The following is a 20,336-nucleotide window of genomic DNA, read 5'->3' on the forward strand; positions in this document are numbered from 1 at the left end:
AAAGTAGTTGCGTAGGGACGGCAAACCGAATCCAATAGTCCAATGACGAATGATCCCGGCACGACCACAGCAAAACCACCAACCGGGCTGAAGCGGGCAATTGGTACGCCGCTGCTGTTCGCGTTTATCGTGGGTGACACCCTCGGCGCCGGCATCTACACCCTCGTGGGTACCATGGCCTCCGACGTCGGTGGCGCGATCTGGATACCCCTGCTGATCGCACTGGTGGTCGCGCTGCTCACTGCCGCGACATACGCGGAACTGATCACCAAGTACCCGCACGCTGGAGGAGCCGCGCGCTACGCCGACCGGGCTTTTGGCATCCCCTACGTGTCATTCCTCGTCGGCTTCCTGATGATGGCCTCAGGAATCACCACAGCCGCTGCCCTCGCGAACGCCTTCGCGGGCGATTACTTAACAGCGCTCATCGACGTGCCGGCCGCCCCCGCAGCGGTCGTATTTATCATCTTGCTGACCTTGATCAACCTTCGCGGAGTCCGGGAGTCCCTCGGAGCGAACCTCGTAGCTTCCGTCATCGAGGTAACCGGCCTCTGTATCGTTATCGTCGTCGCCGCCATCGTCCTCGCCTCCGGCAACGGGGACCCGTCCCGGCTGCTTGAGTTCGCACCGGACGTACCGCCGTTCCAAGGTGCCTTCGCCGCATCGATCGTCGCGTTTTTCTCTTTCCTGGGCTTCGAGGCCGCAGCAAACATGGCCGAGGAAGTACGTAACCCCTCCAGGGCCTACCCCCGCGCACTGTTCGGCGCGATCTGCACCGCCGGGGTCGTCTACCTCCTCATCGCTCTCGGTGCGGTCATCGTTATGCCCCCGGCCGAACTGGCCGACTCCACCGGACCTCTGCTCGACGTCGTCGCGGCCAGCGGCGTCGGAATCCCGCCCGGACTGTTCAGCATCATCGCGCTGATCGCCATTGCCAACGGAGCACTGCTGTTCATGGTCATGGCCAGCCGTGTCGGCTACGGATTGGCGGAAGCAGAGCTGCTCCCTCGTGCCTTCGCCCGCGTGCTGCCGGGTCGCCGCACCCCCTGGGTCTCCATCGTTGTGGTTGCCGGATTGACGATCATCCTTACCCTCCTCGGGAATGTCGCCACGTTGGCCGAAACCACCGTGCTGCTCCTCCTCCTGGTGTTCCTTTCCGCCAACGTCAGCGTCCTCGTCCTCAAAAAGGACAAAGTCGACCACGACCACTTCAGCGCCCCCCGCATCCTGCCGGTCCTCGCGATCATTGCGAGCATCGCACTCCTCACGCAGCAAACCGGGATCATCTGGCTCGGCGCCGCCGCCTACGTGGTGGTCGGATCCTTGCTGTTCCTCGCTGCCCGGGCCGGACACAAACGCGAGGAACGCGTAAGCGCCAGCTAACTCGTGGCAGGCCCACTGCTGGGGGTTGGAAGGGGGAGCGGGGGATTTCCGGTTGGCGGTAGTTGCCGCGCGGGCCGCAGGTCCAATCAAGCTCGCCGCGGTGAAGACGCATCCAAGAGCATGGTTCTTGCCTGCCCCGGCAATTAAACGAAGAGGGCGTCTTCCCTATACGATAAGCGCACTTAGCATTGACGGCCACCAACCGGAAATGCCTACAGCAGCGGATCTGCACCCAGGCAACGGCCGAGGAGCGGATCCGGTGCTGTTCGTTAATATGAGATGGACTATGTCCGCCGATATGAGAGTGAATTATGGAAGACGCCGTTATGACGGGCACCAGTGTGGATTCGAGTGGAGAAGGCAAACACCGGCCAGCTGGCCCGGCCCGCCAGCGGCACACCAGCGACTTCACGGCATTGACCCGGCAGATCCAGGAAGCCGGGTACATGCGCCGGAACTACGGCTACTACTGGGCCAAGCTGATTGGGGTGACCCTGATTGGTCTGGTGCTGGGCCTGGCTTTCATCCTGCTGGGGGACACGTGGTGGCAGATGGTGACCGCGGTGGTGCTGGCATTGCTGATGACGCAGATCGCGTTCCTTGGGCACGACGCCGCGCACCGGCAGATCTTCGTGTCGCCGAAGTGGAATGAGTGGGTTTCGCTGATCGTGGTTAATCTGTTTGCCGGCATGGGCCTTGGCTGGTGGAATGCCAAACACAGCAAGCATCATGCTGCACCGAACAAAATCGGCACGGACCCGGACATCGCTCCCGGCGTCCTGGCCTTCACCCCCGAGGCGGCCGAAGCGCGCAAGAACCGTTTCACGCGCTGGCTTGCCACCAAGCAGGGTTACTTCTTCTTCCCGCTGCTCCTGCTCGAGGGAGTCAACCTGCATGTGCAGGGCATCAAGCGGGTACTGGGAAAGGGCCGGATCAAGCGGCGGTGGGTGGAACTTAGCTTCATCGCGGTGCGCCTGGTCAGTTACGTGGTGCTGGTCTTCCTGGTTCTTTCACCGGGCAAGGGCGCAGCGTTCATCGGCGTCCAGCTCGCCGTTTTCGGGCTGTATATGGGTATTGCCTTCGCCCCGAACCACATCGGCATGCCGATCGCGCCCCGGGACGCCGGCATCGATTTCCTGCGCCGTCAGGTATTGATGAGCCGTAATATCACCGGCGGCCGGTGGGTGGATACCTTTATGGGAGGACTGAACTTCCAGGTTGAACACCACCTGTTTCCCTCCATGTCCCGCCCGAACCTGCGAAAAGTTGCCCCGCTGGTTCGCCAGTACTGTGATCAGCTGGGGGTGCGGTATACCGAAACCGGGTTTGGCCAATCCTTGAAGGACGTCACGGCCTATATCAACAAGGTGGGCCGCGGCGGGGTCGATACGTGGGCATGCCCGCTGGCCAGCACGCACCGGGTGTAAGTCCGGAAACTCTGCCGCCTGCGGTGCACTGCTTTTAGATCGTAAATGAAACCGGATCACCCCCAAGGGGGTGGTCCGGTTTTGGTTTTGGCAGCAACCGTCCTGTTGGGCGAGGGCGAGGGCGTGTGCGGACCGGCAGTACCAGCAGCCCGGCTGCGCAGAATGGCAAGCCATTGACCGGTGGCCAGGCTTGCCCACAGGCCGAGTCCCAGGATCACCAAGCCGTACACCGTGGGAAAGAGCAATGACGGTTGAGTCGTGCTTCGCCGTTGCGCCGCAGGCCAACTTAACGTGAATGAGAGCGCCCTCAAACCAGGGTCCGTGCCGTCGGTCCCGTTTACTGAGCAGGTAACGGGCTTATCCGCGCCCAATAGCCCCGTTATCTGCTCAACACATGAGGCTTCACCAGATAAGGCTGCCCAAGCCCGTGTTCATCGGGCCGAGACGGAGTTCGTACCCTCGGTTTCGATCACGGGGTCCCCGGAGGTGTAGGTAACGGTGTTGTTCTCGCCTTCGACGTCGATGTCACGGCTCTCCTCGACGCCGACAGTGTTCGCGGTCCCATCCACATCGATGTCGGGCACATTGCTGAGGGTGGCTTGATTATTATTACCCTCAATGTCGAGGCTTTCCGCGTCCTCGCCACTGACTGTGTTGTCATTGCCGTTGATGTCGATGTCTTCACATTGGCCAGTGGTCTGCACGGTGGAGCCATTTGTCTCGACGTCGATGTCCCCGCCGCCGGAGCAGGTAATGCTGACGCTGGTGTTCGCTTCCGTAATTTTGTGTTCCTGCCCGCGGCTGAGGCTGACGGTCGCACCGGAGCCAGCGGGTGCGGTTGATGCGCCTAAGTCTGTCGGGGAGGCCGTGGACGTGTTCTCCGGTGTTCCGACGCTGGTTGACGATGGGGTTCCGGTTTCCTCCGGCGTCGGGGCCGGGTCGGCGGTGCATCCGGTGATGAGTGCCAGGCCCGCGACGGCGGTAAGCACGGGTGCGGAGATGCGGCTTCGGTACATGCGGGTTCTCCTCAGCTAGCGGGCTGGGTGTTGGTTGGCCTGCCCGGCGAGAACCGCAACTGCTGCAGCAGTTCCTCACCCGGGGCCCTTCCGCTTTCCGTTCCATTCTCCTGCATCTCGGGCAGGACGGCCACGCATCTCCGCGGAAATGCCGGGCGGATAGTTCCCGGGGAAACCATGAGAAAAGCTGCCGGACAAGCAGCGTCGAGATGAGCGCGAAGGATGAACTCCAGGACCGATGCGAGCCCTATGAGGCCGTCAGCTAGTACTCGATCCGGGCGTTTGAGCCGCCGGAACTCCTCGCTGCCATCGCCGTCGTGCCTGATTGCCAGCAGACTGGCTGTAAGGGGCTAGGGAACGGGGAGGCCATGAACGCGGAAGTGGTCATCAGTGTTCAGGGGCTGGAGAAGTCTTTCGGGAAATTCCCGGCATTGAACGGGCTGGACCTGCAGGTTCAGCGCGGGCAGGTGCACGGCTTCCTGGGACCAAACGGTGCCGGGAAGTCAACAACCATCCGCGTGCTGCTGGGATTGTTGAAAGCCGACGCCGGAACCCTGCAGGTCCTGGGACAGGATCCGTGGCGGGAAGCCGTGCCGCTGCACCGGCGGTTGGCCTACGTGCCGGGTGATGTGTCGTTGTGGCCGGGGATGACCGGCGGGCAGGCCATCGACCTGCTGGGCTCGCTCCGCGGCGGGCTGGACGAGCGGCGGCGGGCGGAACTGCTGGAGCGGTTTGAGTTGGACCCGGCGAAACGCGGCCGGCAGTACTCCAAGGGAAACCGGCAAAAAGTAGCCATCGTGGCGGCCCTGGCCTCCGACGTCGAACTCCTGGTCCTGGATGAGCCAACCAGCGGGCTGGACCCGCTGATGCAGAACGTCTTCCAGGAAGTGATCGGTGAGGCCAAGCACCGCGGCACCACAGTGCTGCTCAGCAGCCATGTCCTCGCGGAAGTGGAAACCCTCGCGGACCGGGTCAGCATCATCCGGGACGGCCGGATCGTGGAGGAAGGCACGCTGGCCCAGCTGCGCGGGCATACCACCACCTCCGTCCACGCCACGCTGAAACGTGCCCCGCAGCCCGGCCAGCCGGCCGTGTTCGAGGATGTGAACCTCGACGGCGACAGGCTGACGGCCGTGGTGGACTCCGCGCGGGTGGGTGAGGCAATGACAGCCCTCATCCCCTTCGGTATTACCTCACTGACCGTTGAACCGCCCTCGCTGGAGAGCCTGTTCCTGCGGCTTTACGACGACGGCAGCCCCTCCCCGGGGGCGCGCCCATGAGCAGCGCCCTGACTGGGAGCGCACCCCTGCTGCGTGCAACCGTCCGGTTCGACGGGCGCCGGTTCGTGCCTTGGATTCTGATCACGACGGCGCTCTCCGCGTCTTCCGTGCTGGTCTACCCCTGGGTCTTCCCCACCCAGCAGGACCGCCTCGGGCTGGCCCTGGCCATTGGCTCCAACCCGGCTCTGGGCCTGATCTTCGGGCCGGCCTACAATCTCAGCACAGACGACGGATTCAATGCCTGGCGCAGCCTCGCCCTGGGCGGTTTTCTTGCCGCACTCGGATCGATTTTCACCGTCACCCGGTCCAGCCGCGGCCAGGAAGACTCCGGACAGGCAGAACTCCTGGCCTCCGGCGTACTGGGCCGGGGCAGTCGCCTGCTGGCGGGAGTCAGTCTGGCCCTGATCGGCGCAACGGCCCTCGGCGTCGTCGCCGGCACGGTCACGCTCTGGTGCGGCGGCACCTGGACTGCCTCCCTGCTGCTGGCGGCAACGTTCACCGCCACCGGGTGGATGTTCGCTGCAGTCGCCGCCGTGGCCGCGCAGCTGGGATCCGATGCGCGGACGGCGAACTCGCTGGCCGTGGGCACCTTCGGCGCACTGTTCCTGCTGCGGGGCTTCCTGTATTCGATCGAGGCGCCCGAGTGGACATCCTGGATAAATCCGCTGAGCTGGATGACGGAAACCCGTCCGGCCAGCGGTAACCACTGGTGGCCGCTGCTCCCCGCGGCGGCCCTCACCCTGGCCCTGCTCGGTATTGCCTTCCTGCTGCAGTCGCGCCGCGACTTCGGGCAGGGGGCGATCGCTCCCCGGCCCGGACCGGCCCGGGGGAGGATCCGAACTCCGTGGAGCCTGGCGGTCCGGCTGAACCGCGCTCCGCTCCTCACCTGGACCATTGCGTTCCTGGTTATCGGAACGGTCTTCGGGTTTTTTGCCCGCTCGTTCAAGGACATCCTCAGCGGCGACAGTGCTGCCGCCTCGGTTCTCGCCTCCGGCGCCACCACCTCCGAGGACCTCGCGCCGGCGTTCCTGGTGACGATTCTGAGCCTGGCCGGGATCATCGCCGCCATCCCGGGGGTGCAGATCCTGCAGAAGGTGCGGACCGAGGAGCTGGAGGGCCGGCTGGAACCGGTTCTGGCCGCCGACGTAAGCCGTCCGCGCTACTTCACGGCGAACGTTGTGCTCGCACTGGCCGCACCAACGGTCTACCTGCTTGTCGCCGGAACCATCATCACGGTGCTGGCCTCCGGTGAGCTGGGCATCGACGCCGGCAAGGTTCTGCTGCAGGCCGTGGCGGCCGTTCCGGCCGTGTGGACGGCCACCGCCGCCGCGGCAGCCGTCGTCGGTGCACGCCCCCGGCTGGTGATCGCGTCCTGGGCGGGCGTGTTCATTTCCTTCGTGCTGACGTTGCTGGGTCCGACGTTCCGGCTCTGGGACTGGGTGCTGGCGATCAGCCCGTTCTGGCACGTTCCCAGCGTTGCCGCCGACGACGCCGGGTGGGCCGGGCTGGCGGGGATCTCCGCCGTGACCGCAGTGTTCCTGCTGATCGGGTTCACGGGCTTTCGCCGCCGGGACCTCGACGGGTAGCGATCCGTCGCCCAACGCCGGACGATGGAAGGGCCCGGCCGCCCGGCTCGACCCCGGCGTAGACCCGGTCACACCTTCCGACCACCTGTGCGTGGGAATCGAAAAGGCGCAAATGACGCCGGAGCTTCCGGCCGGTCAGAGGTTCATCATCGAGAGCGGAAGATACGCGCTGACGATCCAGTTGGGCTTATCCACAACTTCACTGATCTTCAGGTCCACAATGACCGAGGACAGCAGATACGCCTCCTGGGGTTCGATGCGGTAGGTGAAGCACATGTGCTCGATCATGTGCCGAAGCGCATTTCGGGCGGCCTCGTGCAGATCGGGTCCCACGCCGGTGGTGGCGTAGTATCCCTGGTCCTCGATGCCGGGCCGGAGCTGTCCCGCGGTTTGGAACTGCGGTGAGGGGATGGACCGTCCCTTGTGCAGGGTGACCTTGAGCGCTCCGCTCATGGGAGCCTCGATGGCAGTGACGCAGACTTCCCCGTCCCCCTGGGCGGCGTGCGGGTCACCGAACATCAGCCTGGCTCCGGGCAGGCTGACCGGCAGGAAGATTTTGGTGCCCACCACCAGGTCGCGGATGTCCATGTTGCCGCCGAAGTTTCCCGGCGGCATCACGGGCAGCGGGTCCACAGTCGCCGGGGTGCAGGCCAGTACGCCCAGGAAGGGGCGCACGGGAACGGTTGCTACGTCCAGGAAGGCGGCGGTGGGACCGGTGGACAGATCCCATTTATAGGCGAAGGGTTCGGAGAAGTCCTCCGGGAGGAGGCCGGCGCCGGGACGGCTGGCGGTGAACCCCCAGCCCAGCGGTGCGAACTCCAGCGGTTCGATTTCCAGCACGTCGCCCGGTTCCGCGCCGTGCACCATCACCGGTCCCCGCAGCGGATAGCTCCGGGCAGGATCGCTGGCGGGGACGGGCGTCCCGTTTTGATAGTCCTCCAGCTGCCCGTCGCCGGCATCCCTGACGTCAAAACTGATGGTGTCACCGCTGCTGACCGCCAGCACCGGCTCGTGCTGCGGCGTCCACAGACGGTTATAGATATCCGGTACTTCATGGTGCGCCATGGATGTGCCTCTTTCGTGGTGCGGGGTCCGGCGGCCGAGGCGCGCGTGCCCGGCAGCGAGCTGTTTCCAGCAGCGTACGGCCAGGGCTGTCCTGCGGAGTCATTCATGACGAGGCCCGGTCCCCGCCGGGGCGTTACGAGCCGGGGCCCGGCCGCCGGGTGAGACGCTCGGTGAGGAGCCGGTTGGCCCAGTTCGGCGTCACCTGGGAGAGCGCGGCCAGGAAGCGTGCCTGGGATCCGACGGCGTGGTGGACGTTGCGGGGCCGCTTCGGGTTGCGACGGGACCTGATGCTGCGTTCCACGGCGGCGACAGCGGCTGCGGCAACATCGGTTTCGTTCAGCCGCACCCCGAACGACTGGATTGCTCCGATGTTGACGCCCTTGACCATCCCGGTATTGACGAACAGCGGCCATAGATCGAGCACGGCAATGCCATGCTCCGCCCATTCCAGTTCCAATGCCTCGGTCAGGCCGCGGACCGCGAACTTCGTGGCGCCGTAGGTGGCAAGATCGGGCTGCCCGTAAATGGCTGAGGCGGATCCCAGGTTGAGCAGCACCGGCCGGTCAGCGTTCTTCAGGTACGGGAACGCGGTATGCGCGCCGTTGATTGTCCCGAGAACATTGACGTCCACGAGCGCCCGGTGCCGGTCAAGATCGGTATCGACGAACGGCCCGGCAGCCAGCAGCCCGGCGTTGTTGACCAGAAGGTCCAAGTGGTCCTCGCAAACGGAGGCAAGGGCTTCGCGCCACTGCTGGGCGTCCCGGACATCGAGCGTTCCCGTGACCACCGTGGTGCCATGTGCCGCAGCGATGTCCTTGAGTTCGGCCAGGCCGTGACTTTCGATGTCGAACGCGCCGACTATCCATCCGCGGCGCAACAGACGGGCTGCGGTGGCGTGCCCGATGCCGCGGGCGGCGCCGGTGACGACGGCGACGCGGCGTGAGTGCTGCTCAGTGTTCCCGGCCATGTCAGGCCCCCACGCGGTCGGTTGCGGCCTGCGCAGCGGTTCTGCGCCGCGCTCCGGCATCGCGCTCCCTGCGCAGGGCACGCATGTAATCGACGAAATCCACCTGGATGGTGTGCCGCTTGCTGGCGACGTACCTTTTGGTGATCGCCTTGCGGTGGCGGTCGATCTCGGCGTCCATCGCGGCCCGCTCGGGCAGGGCGTAACGGCCCTGGAGATGGTCGGCGGCGAGCTCGGACTGCCGCTCGGCGATCGGCATGACCGCACCGAGCGGTTGAACCAGTCCGATGAAGTGCAGCCCCGGCACCGTCGGGTGGAACATCCGCTGGTAGAGCCGGATCTCGTTATCTCCGGAGGGGTCGAGGAAGCCGGCGTCAAAGAACGGGAACGAGATCTTGTAGCCGGTGCAGTAGATCACCAGGTCGGCCGCGACGCGGGTGCCGTCGGTGAAGACTACGCTGTCACCGTCGAAACGCTGGATGTTGGGCTTCGGGACCACGTCGCCGTGGGCCAGCCTGTCGAGTATCCGGCTGGAGACGGTCGGGTGGGCCTGGGCGAACTTGTGGTCGGGTTCCTGAAGGCCGTAACGCGACATCGGGCCAGTGGCGGCGCGCATGACCACGCGGGCGACGCCCCAGCGGACCCGGGACGGGATCTTCTCGTGCGCTCCGATCTCGTCGAAGGGCTTGCCGAAGACGTACTTGGGAATGATGTGCACGCCCCGACGGTGGGAGAGGTAGGTCTCGGCCGCGTGGTAGCTGGCATCTGTACAGATATCCATGGCCGAGTTGCCCATGCCGAGCACCACGATCCGCTTGCCGGTGAGCTGCTGCTCGTCCGTGTAGTCGTGGGAGTGCATCTGCTCACCGGTGAAGCCTTCGGCGCCGGGCAAGGGCGGCTCCGGCATGCGGGGGTCCCAGTGGTGGCCGTTGGCCACTATGACCGAGCCGTAGCGCCGGGTCTCCGCGGTGCTCAGCCGAACCTCGAAGCCGCCGCCGGGCAGGGGGCGCACGTGCTCCACCCCGGTGTTGAAGGTGATCTTGTCCCGGAACCCGAAGTGCTCGACATAGGCGTCGAAGTACGCCGCAACCTGGTCGTGGCGTGCGAAATTGGGCAGGTCCGCGGGCATCGGAAAGTCGCTGAACTCCATCCGGCTGCGCGAGGTGTTGATGTGCAGGGACTTGTAGGCCGCGGACACTCCGTTGCTGTTGCCCCATACCCAGTTGCCGCCGACCCGGTCCGAGAGTTCAAAGCAGTCGAAGGCAAGTCCCCGTTCGTGGAGAACTTTGGCCGCCGTGATTCCGGAGCAGCCCGCGCCGATGACGCATACGCGCTCGCGCTCGCTGCTGTCGAGCTCGTGGGTGTACGGGGTGCTGTGGACTGTCGTCATTGGCGCTCCAAGCAGGTGGATGTGTCCGGGTCTATGTGATGTACGTCACTGTAGACTCACCCGGCCGCGCCCAGCGTTAGCAACACCCCGGCAGGCGGCGTCGTGCTGGCTACTTAATCCCGAAGTCGAAGCCGCCCTGGCGGTGCCCGAACCGCTCCCGAAGGAAGTTGCCCGTGTTGGTCAGCTCCGCGGAGGTGCGGCGGTGACGGCTGGCGTGCAGCGTCTCGGCCTGTCCGGCAAGGAGCTGCAGCTGCTCGGCCAGTTCCTCGTTGGGGGTCCTTCCGCTCGCCTGTTTGGTCTCCAGCATCTTCGGCGGAATGGCCACGTAATTCTGGAGAACGCTCGGCAGGTAGTCACGCACCGTGGCGGACAGTTCGTACTCAAATTGGGGATCGCCCAGCGGCTGGCGCGTTTCGGCGTCGATCACCGCGTCCAGCGTCTGGCAGGTTTCCAGGATGCTGACGTACGCCTCGGACGGAAGCCGGCTCCTGTTTCGTTTGGCGAGGGCGGCAGACCAGGCCAAAGCCGAGGACAGGTCCTCCGGCGGCGTGGTCACTGCCCCTGACTGGGTCATAACCTGCGGTCCGCGGGTCCTGGGGTGCAGCCACAGGTCCCGGAGCATGTAGGACCGCATGCCCGCTACGGCTATGAGCCCGAGAACCACGAAGAACGAGAGGATGAACTGCGCTGCGTTCCCGGGCAGGGCGACGGCCGCCAGGACGAGCGCAACGTACAGGCCACCCTCAAGGATCACTTTCCAGTTACTCCTGCGCACCCCGATCATCAGCACCAGGAGTGGCATAAAAGGAAAGAAGAGGAGCGCGACGGTGACTTTGAAGATGTTCCCCACGGTAAGGCGAGACATCATGATCCTCTCGTGAATGAATAGTGGCGGAGCCGCAGCCAACTACGCCAGATTACAACTACACCCTGGTCATCGGCTGTGGACTCCGATCCCGGTTTAGGCTGCCCCGAAAGCAGGTCCTCCACCCCTATATAACCGTCCCGGCAGGCTTTGAATTCCCACAGGTTGAACACCAGGGGACCTCCAAACCTGGTCGGGCTTGGTGGGTGCGCCACCGGAATCGCATCTAAGGTTGAGATGAAAGGCAATCAGCCAGCAACGGAAGGACTTTACGCCATGCCGCACTACGTCGTCTTACAGGAAATCCTCAAAGAGAAACTGTTGGGAACCGGTTCGGGCAACCTGACCTCCTTGGAGAAGGCCATCAACGATCAGGCTGCGAAGGGCTACCGCCTCCACACCATCACCACATCCAGCAGCGGGAGCAAGGGGTTCGGCGGCGGGGACCGCATCCAGGCGACGATGGTGTTCGAAAGCCTCGGATAATCTTCCCTTTCAGCTGAAGGGACCATCCGGCTGTAGCGTTCGGGCGGCAACGCCGTCGTCCGCCCAAGCGACGTGAATTCCAGGACGCGGTCAGGTGGTCCGGCCGGCGAGGGACTGCGTCGTGCGGGCGAGGGGACTGGCAGGATCGCTGAGGGCCCGGTGCACGGACGCGACGGCGCTGGATCCTTCGCCGACCGCTGCCGCGACGCGCTTCATGGAGCCGTGGCGGACATCGCCGGCTGCAAAAACCCGTGGCGTCGAGGTTTCAAAAGGCATAGGTTCGCGGCCCAGCGGCTGCCACTGGTCCAGGGACTGGAGGGCGATGTCGGTTCCTGTGCGGATGAATCCCGCAGTGTCCCTGTCCAGGGTAGGCAGCCAGGCACTGGCAGGGTCGGCTCCGATGAAGCAGAACAGCCCGCGTGCCTCCACCGGCCCGGCGGTGTCGATGCGGACCGATTCCAGGGCGGAGCCACCTTCCAAGCCGATGATGTTCGACTCGGTATGGATATGGATCCGGGAATTCTCCCGCAGGCGGTCTACGAGGTAGGAGGACATCCGCGCACCAATGTCACGTCCCCGCACCACCAGATGGACCTGGCATCCGTGGGATGCGAGATAGAGCGCGCCCTGGCCGGCTGAGTTCGCCCCGCCGACGACAACCACGGGGTGCCCTGCGACCTGGCGCGCCTCCAAGCTGGTAGCGGCGTAATAGATTCCGCGTCCCTCGAAGTCCTCCCATCCCTGAACTCCGAGGCTTCGGTAGGCGGCCCCGGACGTAATCAATGCGGTGCGGGTATGGAGGGTAGCGCCGTCACCCAGCGTGAGTTTGAGGCCATCATTCATCGTCTCGAGGGACACCGCATCGCAGGGCGCCCAGATCCTTACCCCGAACTTAATCGCCTGCAGCGTCGCCTGGCGGATGAGGTCTCCGCCGGCAACTCCAAAGGGAAAACCAAGAAAGTTTTCGATACGGGACGTCGACGCCGCCTGGCCTCCCGGCGCGACGGCGTCGAGCACCACCGTGCTCAGCCCTTCGGAGGCTGCGTAGATGGCTGCGGCGAGCCCGGCGGGTCCGCCGCCAACAACGAGCAGGTCCGTCGCGCCCTCCTGGTGGGGCTGGTAACTCAACCCGAGGCGCTCGGCGATAGTCCCCGGCGTCGCACGCCTTATCAGCTTGCCCTGGATCAGCGCTGCCGGCAGATCATTGGCTGCGATGCCGTGGCCGTCGAGGGCGCCCATGCCGTCCGGCGGAACGACGAAGACGGTATGGATCAAATCCAGACGTTCAGCGAAGCGCCGTAGAGCCAGCAATTCACTCGACGCTTCCGTCCCGATGAACTTGAGCGTCATGGCTGCCGGCCCCCGCCGAAGCGCTTCGCGGCGCTCCCACAGAGTATGGAGAACAATCCCGCCGAGATCGTCGTCTTGGTTCATAACCAGCCGCAGGTCCTCGCGGGCCAAGCGTCGGATACGCCCGGACTCCTTCATCCGCGCCGACAGGAGTGCGGACTGTCCGTTGAGCAACCCGAGCTCACCGGCGAACGAGCGTGGCCCCAGAGTGCTGAGAACGGTTTCTTCATCCCACCACAACGGGTCGCGCACCATTTCAAGGGCCCCTGATTCCACCAGGATCATGGGATAGTTCAGGTCCCCTGCCCGGAAGACATAGTCGCCGGCGTTGACGTCGGTTGGCGCGGCCAGAGCGAGGAGTCTCTCCCACTGGGAATCGGAAAGGCTCGGCACATCGCTGGTTCGATTGGCGGGGTGCTCACTGACATCCGTCATATTGATCCTTCCGCAGGGATGATGCTCATCCGGAGAAACGCGGAGCTGGGAGGTGGATTGAGGATGCAGCGAGATTACACGATTACACCTGGGAATGGACGGCCCGCCGGAACATCGGGCGGGACGCTACCGGCCGGCGTCGCCGTCGCGGGCTGCCGCGAGTTCCAGGACGCGGTCGCGGCAGAGCCGCCAGCCGAGCATCAGCGCGGGAATGATGACCACCAGCGAGGCGACGGTCCAGGTGCCCACCGGCGAGTCGAAGGCCATCAGGACCAGCACCGCGAGCAGGAACGCGAGCGTGATCCAGCCGCTCACGGGGGCGCCGGGCATCCGGAAGGACGGACGCGCCAGGTCGCCGCGCTTGGCCCGCCGCGTCAGCTCCATCTGGCACAGCACGATTATGCCCCAGGTGCTGATGATGCCCAGCGACGCGACGTTCAGGACGATCTCGAAGGCCTGCGCGGGCACGACGGCGTTGAGGACGACGCCGAGCAGGGCAACAAAGGCGGTCAGGGCGATCCCGCCGTAGGGGACGCCCGCCTTGTTCATCCGCCCGGCGAACTTCGGTGCGGAGCCTGCCAGCGACATGGAGCGCATGGTGCGGCCGGTGGAATACAGGCCGGCATTGAGCGAGGACAGCGCGGCGGTGAGGACCACCAGGTTCATGATTGCGTCCACGCCGTCCACCCCGATGGAGCCGAAGAACGTCACGAACGGGCTTTCGCCGGCCTTGTAGGAGCTGTAGGGCAGCAGCAGTGAGAGCAGGACGAGCGTGCCGACGTAGAACACCGCGATACGCACGATCACGGTATTGATCGCCCTGGGCATGATCTTTTCGGGGTGCTCGGTCTCGCCGGCGGCGGTGCCGATGAGCTCGATGGAGGCGTAGGCGAACACCACGCCCTGCATCACGACGACGGCGGGCAGCAGGCCGTTGGGGAACAGGCCGCCGTTGTCGGAGATGAGGCTGATGCCGACCTGCTGGCCGTCCACGGGGGTGCCGAAGATGACGAAGCAGATGCCCACAATCAGGAAGGCGACCAGGGCCACCACCTTGATCAGCGCGAACCAGAACTCGAGTTCCCCGAACACCTTGACGCTGATGAGGTTCAGCCCCAGCACCAGGAGGAGGGCGGCCAGGGCCCAGGTCCACTGCGGGACGTCCGCGATGGGCGGCCAGTACTTCCGGAAGAAGTTCATGTAAAGCGCGACGGCGGTGATGTCCACGATCGCGGTCATGGCCCAGTTCAGCCAGTACAGCCAGCCGGTGACGAAGGCGGCCTTCTCGCCGAAGAATTCGCGGGCGTAGGAGACGAACGATCCGGAGGAGGGGCGGTGCATAATCAGTTCGCCCAGGGCCCGGAGAATCATGAAGGCAAAGAAACCGCAGACGGCGTAGCTGAGAACCAGCGACGGCCCGGCCGTGGCCAGGCGGCCGCCGGCACCCATAAAGAGCCCGGTGCCGATGGCGCCGCCGATGGCGATCATCTGGACCTGGCGCGGCTTGAGACCTTTGTGGTAGCCCTCCTCCTCGTGGTGGAAGGTGGGTACTGAGGTGCGCCCCGGACTCGTGGAGTCAGCGATGGTCTGTTGTTGTGTCATGGGTGGTCCTTTACGTGCTCAGCCTGGCGGGGCGGCGCAGGCTGAGGAGTGCGGTGGGCAGCTCGCCGGTGAGCAGCCCGTGTCAGGGTCGGGTTCGGCGTGCCGGGATCAGGGCGCGGCGGCGTAGGGCAGGGGGTTCATGGATGTGTTCTGTCGGGTGCCTACTCAGCCTCTAAGTCGCCGCGGAGCGCTCGCGGGAGCTAACTCATGCTGTCCGATTATTCGGCTCCCTGACAAGTTCACCCGTCGACTATGGCAGCAGCCACACGTGAGCGTCAAAACCGAGGAGACCGGTTCACCACCCGCCACGCGTAGGCGTATGTCCCTTCCGGGCGTCGTCGGGCATGGCCATTTCGGCGCGAAGGCCGAGCAGCCGGATCGGGCGGCCGGGTTCGATTGCGCCGGCGAGATCCAGGGCCCTGACGAGGACGTCCTCCCGGTCGAAGGTCTCGGGGATCTTCCTCGCATGCGTTTTGGTGGTGAACGGCGCGTACCGGACCTTGAGGGTCAGCCCGATCACCGGCCGCCCCTCGGCCGCCACGTCTTTCAGGACCTGCGCGGTCAGCCCGCGCACGGCGTCGTGTACCTGGTCCGGCTCGGTGAGGTCCTGCTGGAAGGTGGTTTCACGGCTGTGTCCGCGGGCCACCCACGGGGTGTCGTCCACAACGCTGGTGCCGTCGCCGCGTCCCAGTTCGTTGTACCAGGGGCCCATCTTCGGTCCGAACTCCGGAACCAGGGTCTGCGGGTCGGCCGCGGCGAGCTCGGCAACAGTATTAATCCCCAGCTTCGCGAGCCGGCCCGAGATCTTGCTGCCGACGCCCCACAGCTCCTTGGTGGGCCGGTCGCCCATGAAGTCGAGCCAGTTCGCGGTAGTGAGGCGGAAGACGCCGGCGGGCTTGCCGAAATCCGTGGCGTTCTTGGCGCGGATCAGGGTGTCGCCGATGCCCACGCTGCAGTGCAGCTGCGTGCGCTCCAGAACGTCGGCCTGGAGCTGCCGGGCGTAAGCTTCCGGATCTTCGGCCTCTACACCGACGAAGGCTTCATCCCAACCGAGGACCTGCACGACGGCGCCGGGCTGGGCGCGCAGGGTGGCCATCACCGCGTCCGAGGCCTCGAGGTAGGCCTCGGCGTCGACCGGCAGGATGACGGCGTCGGGCACCTTCCGGGCCGCAATCCGCAGCGGCATGCCCGAGCCCACGCCGAACACCCGGGCTTCGTAGGACGCGGTGGAGACCACGGCCCGCTCCGTGGGGTCGCCGCGGCCGCCGACAATGATCGGCTTTCCGGCAAGTTCCGGGCGCCGGAGGACTTCGACGGCGGCGATGAACTGGTCGAGATCGACATGCAGCACCCAGGGGATAGAGCTCACGCGACCAGTGTGCCGTATGCGTGACCCGAAGGCACCGGTCCCAGGCTCTCTGGGACATGGCTTCGGGGATTCTACAAGTATTCCGGCCTGGTGGAAACCCGTCGCGGAAACACTCCTGAGGGGCTAGCCTGACGCGTATGTTGACCGGTTCGGACAGCCCGCGCGAGGAAGCGCCACCGCATCAAGGTGCCGGAGCGCCTGAACCGGATGAAATCTGGAATCTCTTTGACGACCTGATGGAACGGGATGCTGATCCATCGACGGTCCTGGAGAGTGTTGCCAAGGTGCTTGGCCGCGGCGTCGGTTTGTGTACGCCGGACGGGGTGAGGCTAGCCGTCCATCCGGGTGGGGTGGTCCGATGGGAATCGGTGACCGTCCCTGCCGGCGCTCGCTGCCTCTGGGACGGACTGCGGGTCTGGCTGGAAGGGCAGCCCGGTCCGGAGGAGGACCTGCTTCTGAGGCGACTGGGGGTGACCCTGAAGGTAGCGCTGCGTCAGCCTGCCGGCGCCGTCCTGTCAGCCATCGAGACGGTTTTCGATCAGGGCCGGCGCCCGGATGCCCGGCTCAATGCCGCCAGACAACTGGGGCTGTCCGGGGCCACCCTGCTCACCGTTGCTGCTGTCAAAGGTCCGGACGGCGGGGTGAAGGAACTGGTTTCGCGGATTGGGACAGTCACCTCAGTGCTGGGTACATACGACGACGGGAAGGCACTGATCCTCGTCACAGTGGGACTGCCGGACGTCTTGTCCGGCCTTGCCGTGCCGCTGGGTGTTCGAATGGCATTCGCGAGCGGTGTCCATGCCGTGGACCTGCCGGCAGCGCACCGGCGGGTACTTCTCGGGCTGCGCTATGCGCTTCCTGCCACCCATGACAGTGCCCCGTATTCGAAGAGTGAAGCGGTACTCGTTGATACAGCCTCCTTGGGCGGGTACGCCTTACTACCGGCTTACCTGACGCGGGAACAGATCGACACGGTTGAAGACGTTCATGTCCTGGATAGGTTGTGCGTGGCGCACGGCGCGGACATGTTGCGAATCCTCGAGGCGGTCGCGGCGACGGAATCGGTACGGCAGGCAGCCCGTTTGGTCTATCTGCACCACAATTCAGTGTCCTACCGGGTCGAACGCGCCGAGCAGGCATTGGGGTTCACCATTACCGAACCCTACGGCCGTACCCGACTGTTCATCGCCCTGTGCCTGCGGCGCGTACGCGACTCTGCCGACGGGTAACTCGCCAGATGGCACACATTGTTGCGCCACTTGGCCCATGACGCCTAACCGGGCACGGTACAGACTGAGGTGCACCAGAAAACCTGGGCCGGCAACGACGCCGGAAAAGGACGGAGTGTCTCGATGAATGTATCGGGCGGGCAGGCAACCGATTTTGACGCCATGATCGTCGGCGCAGGGTTCGCCGGCATGTATATGTTGAAGCGACTACGTGACGACCTAGGGTTGAGGGTTCGCGTAGTTGAACGGGGGGACGGAGTCGGCGGAACCTGGTACTGGAACCGCTACCCGGGGGCCCGCTGTGACGTTGAGTCCCTGTTTTATTCCTATTCGTTTTCGCCGGAACTGGAGCAGGAATGGGAGTGGACTGAGCGTTATCCCACCCAGCCGGAGATCCTGCGGTACGCAAACCACGTAGCCGACCGGTTCGACCTCCGAGCTGATATCGCCTTCTCCACCTCAGTCGATAGCGCACGGTATGACGAGGCCCAGGAGTGCTGGGTCGTGAGCACCGACGACGGCGCCGTCAGTACCGCGCGGTACCTGATCACCGCCGTTGGCTGCCTTTCAGCCTCACGGGTACCGGACTTTGAGGGCATGGATACCTTCCGCGGGCCTACCTACCACACCGGTCAGTGGCCGCACGAAGGGGTCGACTTCACCGGTCGCAGGGTGGGAGTCATCGGCACCGGGTCCTCCGGAATCCAGTCCATCCCGCAGATTGCAGCCCAGGCAGCCCATCTCACGGTGTTCCAGCGGACGCCCAATTTTTCGGTGCCGGCGGTGAACCATCCGCTGAGTGCGGCCGAGATTGAACAGACCAAGAGCGAGTATGACCAGCTTCGCCAGGCAGCACGGATGTCTCCCAGCGGAACGAACCCCGCAGACCCCATCGGCCAGGTGCTCGAGTTGCCGGAAGAGGTCCGCACCCGCGAGATGAACCAGCGGTGGGAGTACGGCGGGGCGGGATTCATGTCCGCGTTCCTCGATACGGCGGTGAACCCCGAAGCCAATGAGGTCGTGGCGGAATACGTGCGCGACCGGATCCGCGAAATCGTTGTACGCCCCGAAGTCGCCGAACTGTTGATCCCCCGGGACCATCCGATCGGGACGAAACGGATCTGCGTGGATACCGACTACTACGCGACCTACAACCGGGACAACGTCACCCTCATCAGTGTCCGGGAGACACCGATCGACCGGATCACCGAGCGCGGTGTTGTGGTGGCGGGGGAACTCTACGAGGTGGATGACATCGTCTTCGCCACCGGCTTCGACGCGATGACCGGTCCCCTCAACGCGATTGCCCTCGAAGGGGTGGACGGGGTGATGCTGCGGGACAAGTGGATAGCCGGTCCCCGCACCTATCTGGGGATCGCCAGTGCGGGGTTCCCCAACCTTTTTATGATCACCGCCCCCGGGAGTCCTTCGGTGCTGAGCAACATGATGGTCTCGATCGAACAGCACGTGGACTGGATTGCCGACCACATTGCCTATGCCCGTGAGCACGGCATTATCCGGACCGAGGCGGAGCCGTCCGCGGAGGAGGCCTGGGGGGACCACGTCAACGAGGTGGCCAACCTGACGCTGTATCCCAGGGCAGCCTCCTGGTACATGGGTGCCAACATCCCGGGCAAGCCCAGGGTCTTCATGCCCTATGTCGGAGGCGTCGGCGCCTACAGGGCGTTGTGTGACGAGATTGCGGGCGATGGCTACCGCGGCTTCATCCTCACAAGGCGGAATGACGTCAGTGCAGGTGCAGACATTGACGCCAAAACCCCTGTTTCGGCCGAATCCTGACATCCGCAACAGCACTAAAAACTTCCCGATAACCTCACGAATGAAGGACACCATGACCCTGAAACCCACTACCACCAGTTCCCGGCACCTGATCGACCCCGAGATCGTCGACCTGCTCGATGTCTTTCCAACCCTGAACCTCTCGGCGGAGACACTCCCGACTGTCCGCGCGATGATGGGAGCCCCGGTCGAGGGGGCGCCGGACCCCGTCGAACTCTTCCCCGACGTGACCACTACCGAGTACCGGGTCCCGGGAGCCGAAGGTGACCCCGATGTACGGGTCCTCTACTACGAACCGAAAAACAAGGTGACCACCCCGTCTGCGGCCCTGGTCTGGATCCACGGCGGGGGATACGTCATCGGGTCAGCAGACGCAGACGAGATTCTTTGCCGTCGGATTGTTACCGAGACCGGCGCCGCAGTGGCATCGGTCGACTACCGGCTCGCTCCGGAGACTACTGCGCCGGGCTTGGTGGAGGATTGCTACGCAGCACTCCGATGGATTCACGGCAAGGCTGACGAGTTCGGGATCGACGCAGCCCGCATCGCGGTGGGCGGTGCCAGTGCCGGCGGGGGCCTTGCCGCCTGTCTGGCGATCCTGGCCCGGGACCGCGGCGAATTTCCCATTGCCTACCAGTTGCTCATTTACCCCATGCTGGACGACCGGACTGCCAGCACCCGGGATCCGCACCCGTACGCCGGTGAGTTCCTCTGGACACCGGGAGATAACCGGTTCGGCTGGGCCTCGATTCTCGGGAACGAGCCCGGGGGTGAGGGTGTGTCACCGTATACGGCCGCCGCGCGGGTCGAGAGCGTCGAGGGGTTGCCGGCGACATTCATCAGCGTCGGTGCCCTGGATCTGTTCCTCGAGGAAGACCTTGACTACGCCCGGCGGCTGATCGCGGCCGGCGTGCCCACGGAGCTGCACGTATATCCGGGGGCCTACCACGCTTATGACATGAACCCCGAGGCTCAGGTCACCGGGTGCTACTTCCGGGACTTCCTGGGCGGACTCACCAGATCACTGAAGGGTTAGGCAAGCAGCCCGAACTGCGGCGGTCCGGTACGGCTGGACCGCCGCAGTTCCAT

General features: G+C 65.0%; 16 protein-coding genes. 8 read left to right on the forward strand and 8 right to left on the reverse strand.

The window, feature by feature from the left end:
- Positions 1-42: 42 nt before the first annotated feature.
- Entirely contained in the window at positions 43-1,383 is a 1,341-nt protein-coding gene (locus LOC60_RS12620; RefSeq protein WP_230025693.1) for an APC family permease, read from the forward strand.
- A 326-nt stretch (positions 1,384-1,709) separates the two neighbouring features.
- A complete protein-coding gene (locus tag LOC60_RS12625; RefSeq protein WP_230025695.1) occupies positions 1,710-2,810 on the forward strand; it encodes a fatty acid desaturase family protein in 1,101 nt (366 codons plus the stop codon).
- 431 nt (positions 2,811-3,241) lie between these two features.
- Here the strand turns inward: LOC60_RS12625 and LOC60_RS12630 are convergent, their stop codons facing one another.
- Complete coding sequence (locus tag LOC60_RS12630; protein WP_230025697.1) at positions 3,242-3,826, reverse strand: DUF3060 domain-containing protein; 585 nt, start codon at positions 3,824-3,826, stop codon at positions 3,242-3,244.
- A gap of 368 nt (positions 3,827-4,194) precedes the next feature.
- Between LOC60_RS12630 and LOC60_RS12635 the strand changes: the two genes are divergently transcribed.
- Complete coding sequence (locus LOC60_RS12635; RefSeq protein ID WP_230025699.1) at positions 4,195-5,106, forward strand: ABC transporter ATP-binding protein; 912 nt, start codon at positions 4,195-4,197, stop codon at positions 5,104-5,106.
- The gene (locus LOC60_RS12640; protein ID WP_230025701.1) at positions 5,103-6,692 is read left to right on the forward strand and encodes an ABC transporter permease; all 1,590 of its coding nucleotides are present in this window, start codon (positions 5,103-5,105) and stop codon (positions 6,690-6,692) included. The genes LOC60_RS12635 and LOC60_RS12640 overlap by 4 nt, the downstream gene beginning before the upstream one ends.
- Before the next feature lie 135 nt (positions 6,693-6,827).
- Here LOC60_RS12640 and LOC60_RS12645 read toward each other — a convergent pair whose 3' ends face one another.
- From LOC60_RS12645 to LOC60_RS12660, 4 genes are all read right to left on the reverse strand, one after another.
- Positions 6,828-7,757 carry an acetamidase/formamidase family protein gene (locus LOC60_RS12645; protein WP_230025703.1) on the reverse strand — a complete coding sequence of 310 codons (930 nt, stop codon included), beginning with the start codon at positions 7,755-7,757 and terminating at the stop codon, positions 6,828-6,830.
- A gap of 133 nt (positions 7,758-7,890) precedes the next feature.
- On the reverse strand, positions 7,891-8,724 hold the full coding sequence (locus LOC60_RS12650) for an SDR family oxidoreductase (RefSeq protein WP_230025705.1): 834 nt from the start codon (positions 8,722-8,724) through the stop codon (positions 7,891-7,893).
- Between the two features lies 1 nt (position 8,725).
- The gene (locus LOC60_RS12655; protein WP_230025707.1) at positions 8,726-10,111 is read right to left on the reverse strand and encodes a flavin-containing monooxygenase; all 1,386 of its coding nucleotides are present in this window, start codon (positions 10,109-10,111) and stop codon (positions 8,726-8,728) included.
- A 109-nt stretch (positions 10,112-10,220) separates the two neighbouring features.
- The gene (locus LOC60_RS12660) at positions 10,221-10,979 is read right to left on the reverse strand and encodes a hypothetical protein (RefSeq protein ID WP_230025709.1); all 759 of its coding nucleotides are present in this window, start codon (positions 10,977-10,979) and stop codon (positions 10,221-10,223) included.
- A 234-nt stretch (positions 10,980-11,213) separates the two neighbouring features.
- On the opposite strand from LOC60_RS12660, the gene LOC60_RS12665 reads away from it, so the two are divergent.
- Complete coding sequence (locus LOC60_RS12665; protein WP_230025711.1) at positions 11,214-11,462, forward strand: DUF4177 domain-containing protein; 249 nt, start codon at positions 11,214-11,216, stop codon at positions 11,460-11,462.
- Between the two features lie 90 nt (positions 11,463-11,552).
- Here the strand turns inward: LOC60_RS12665 and LOC60_RS12670 are convergent, their stop codons facing one another.
- From LOC60_RS12670 to LOC60_RS12680, 3 genes are all read right to left on the reverse strand, one after another.
- Positions 11,553-13,247: an FAD-dependent oxidoreductase gene (locus LOC60_RS12670; protein ID WP_230025713.1), complete on the reverse strand. Its 1,695-nt coding sequence runs from the start codon at positions 13,245-13,247 to the stop codon at positions 11,553-11,555.
- Positions 13,248-13,373: 126 nt separating this feature from the next.
- A complete protein-coding gene (locus tag LOC60_RS12675; protein WP_230025715.1) occupies positions 13,374-14,849 on the reverse strand; it encodes an amino acid permease in 1,476 nt (491 codons plus the stop codon).
- Positions 14,850-15,144: 295 nt separating this feature from the next.
- Positions 15,145-16,218 (reverse strand): DNA polymerase IV, encoded by a 1,074-nt coding sequence (locus LOC60_RS12680; protein WP_442860416.1) that lies wholly within the window; start codon positions 16,216-16,218, stop codon positions 15,145-15,147.
- Between the two features lie 137 nt (positions 16,219-16,355).
- Between LOC60_RS12680 and LOC60_RS12685 the strand changes: the two genes are divergently transcribed.
- From LOC60_RS12685 to LOC60_RS12695, 3 genes are all read left to right on the forward strand, one after another.
- Positions 16,356-17,447 carry a helix-turn-helix domain-containing protein gene (locus LOC60_RS12685; protein WP_230025717.1) on the forward strand — a complete coding sequence of 364 codons (1,092 nt, stop codon included), beginning with the start codon at positions 16,356-16,358 and terminating at the stop codon, positions 17,445-17,447.
- Between the two features lie 123 nt (positions 17,448-17,570).
- Positions 17,571-19,247 carry a flavin-containing monooxygenase gene (locus LOC60_RS12690; protein ID WP_230025719.1) on the forward strand — a complete coding sequence of 559 codons (1,677 nt, stop codon included), beginning with the start codon at positions 17,571-17,573 and terminating at the stop codon, positions 19,245-19,247.
- Between the two features lie 52 nt (positions 19,248-19,299).
- Positions 19,300-20,283, forward strand: a complete 984-nt coding sequence (locus LOC60_RS12695) for an alpha/beta hydrolase (RefSeq protein WP_230025721.1) — start codon at positions 19,300-19,302, stop codon at positions 20,281-20,283.
- The last annotated feature ends 53 nt before the right edge of the window (positions 20,284-20,336 follow it).

The sequence above is a fragment of the Arthrobacter sp. zg-Y769 genome, from assembly GCF_020907405.1.
Classification (GTDB): Bacteria; Actinomycetota; Actinomycetes; order Actinomycetales; family Micrococcaceae; genus Arthrobacter_B.

Coding starts and splice junctions, on each gene's coding strand:
- LOC60_RS12665 (WP_230025711.1), top strand. CDS start 11,214: ATGAAAGGCAATCAGCCAGCAACGGAAGGACTTTACGCCATGCCGCAC.
- LOC60_RS12685 (WP_230025717.1), top strand. CDS start 16,356: ATGTTGACCGGTTCGGACAGCCCGCGCGAGGAAGCGCCACCGCATCAA.
- LOC60_RS12635 (WP_230025699.1), top strand. CDS start 4,195: ATGAACGCGGAAGTGGTCATCAGTGTTCAGGGGCTGGAGAAGTCTTTC.
- LOC60_RS12640 (WP_230025701.1), top strand. CDS start 5,103: ATGAGCAGCGCCCTGACTGGGAGCGCACCCCTGCTGCGTGCAACCGTC.
- LOC60_RS12645 (WP_230025703.1), bottom strand. CDS start 7,757: ATGGCGCACCATGAAGTACCGGATATCTATAACCGTCTGTGGACGCCG.
- LOC60_RS12630 (WP_230025697.1), bottom strand. CDS start 3,826: ATGTACCGAAGCCGCATCTCCGCACCCGTGCTTACCGCCGTCGCGGGC.
- LOC60_RS12670 (WP_230025713.1), bottom strand. CDS start 13,247: ATGACGGATGTCAGTGAGCACCCCGCCAATCGAACCAGCGATGTGCCG.
- LOC60_RS12625 (WP_230025695.1), top strand. CDS start 1,710: ATGACGGGCACCAGTGTGGATTCGAGTGGAGAAGGCAAACACCGGCCA.
- LOC60_RS12690 (WP_230025719.1), top strand. CDS start 17,571: ATGAATGTATCGGGCGGGCAGGCAACCGATTTTGACGCCATGATCGTC.
- LOC60_RS12695 (WP_230025721.1), top strand. CDS start 19,300: ATGACCCTGAAACCCACTACCACCAGTTCCCGGCACCTGATCGACCCC.
- LOC60_RS12650 (WP_230025705.1), bottom strand. CDS start 8,724: ATGGCCGGGAACACTGAGCAGCACTCACGCCGCGTCGCCGTCGTCACC.
- LOC60_RS12655 (WP_230025707.1), bottom strand. CDS start 10,111: ATGACGACAGTCCACAGCACCCCGTACACCCACGAGCTCGACAGCAGC.
- LOC60_RS12675 (WP_230025715.1), bottom strand. CDS start 14,849: ATGACACAACAACAGACCATCGCTGACTCCACGAGTCCGGGGCGCACC.
- LOC60_RS12620 (WP_230025693.1), top strand. CDS start 43: ATGACGAATGATCCCGGCACGACCACAGCAAAACCACCAACCGGGCTG.
- LOC60_RS12660 (WP_230025709.1), bottom strand. CDS start 10,979: ATGATGTCTCGCCTTACCGTGGGGAACATCTTCAAAGTCACCGTCGCG.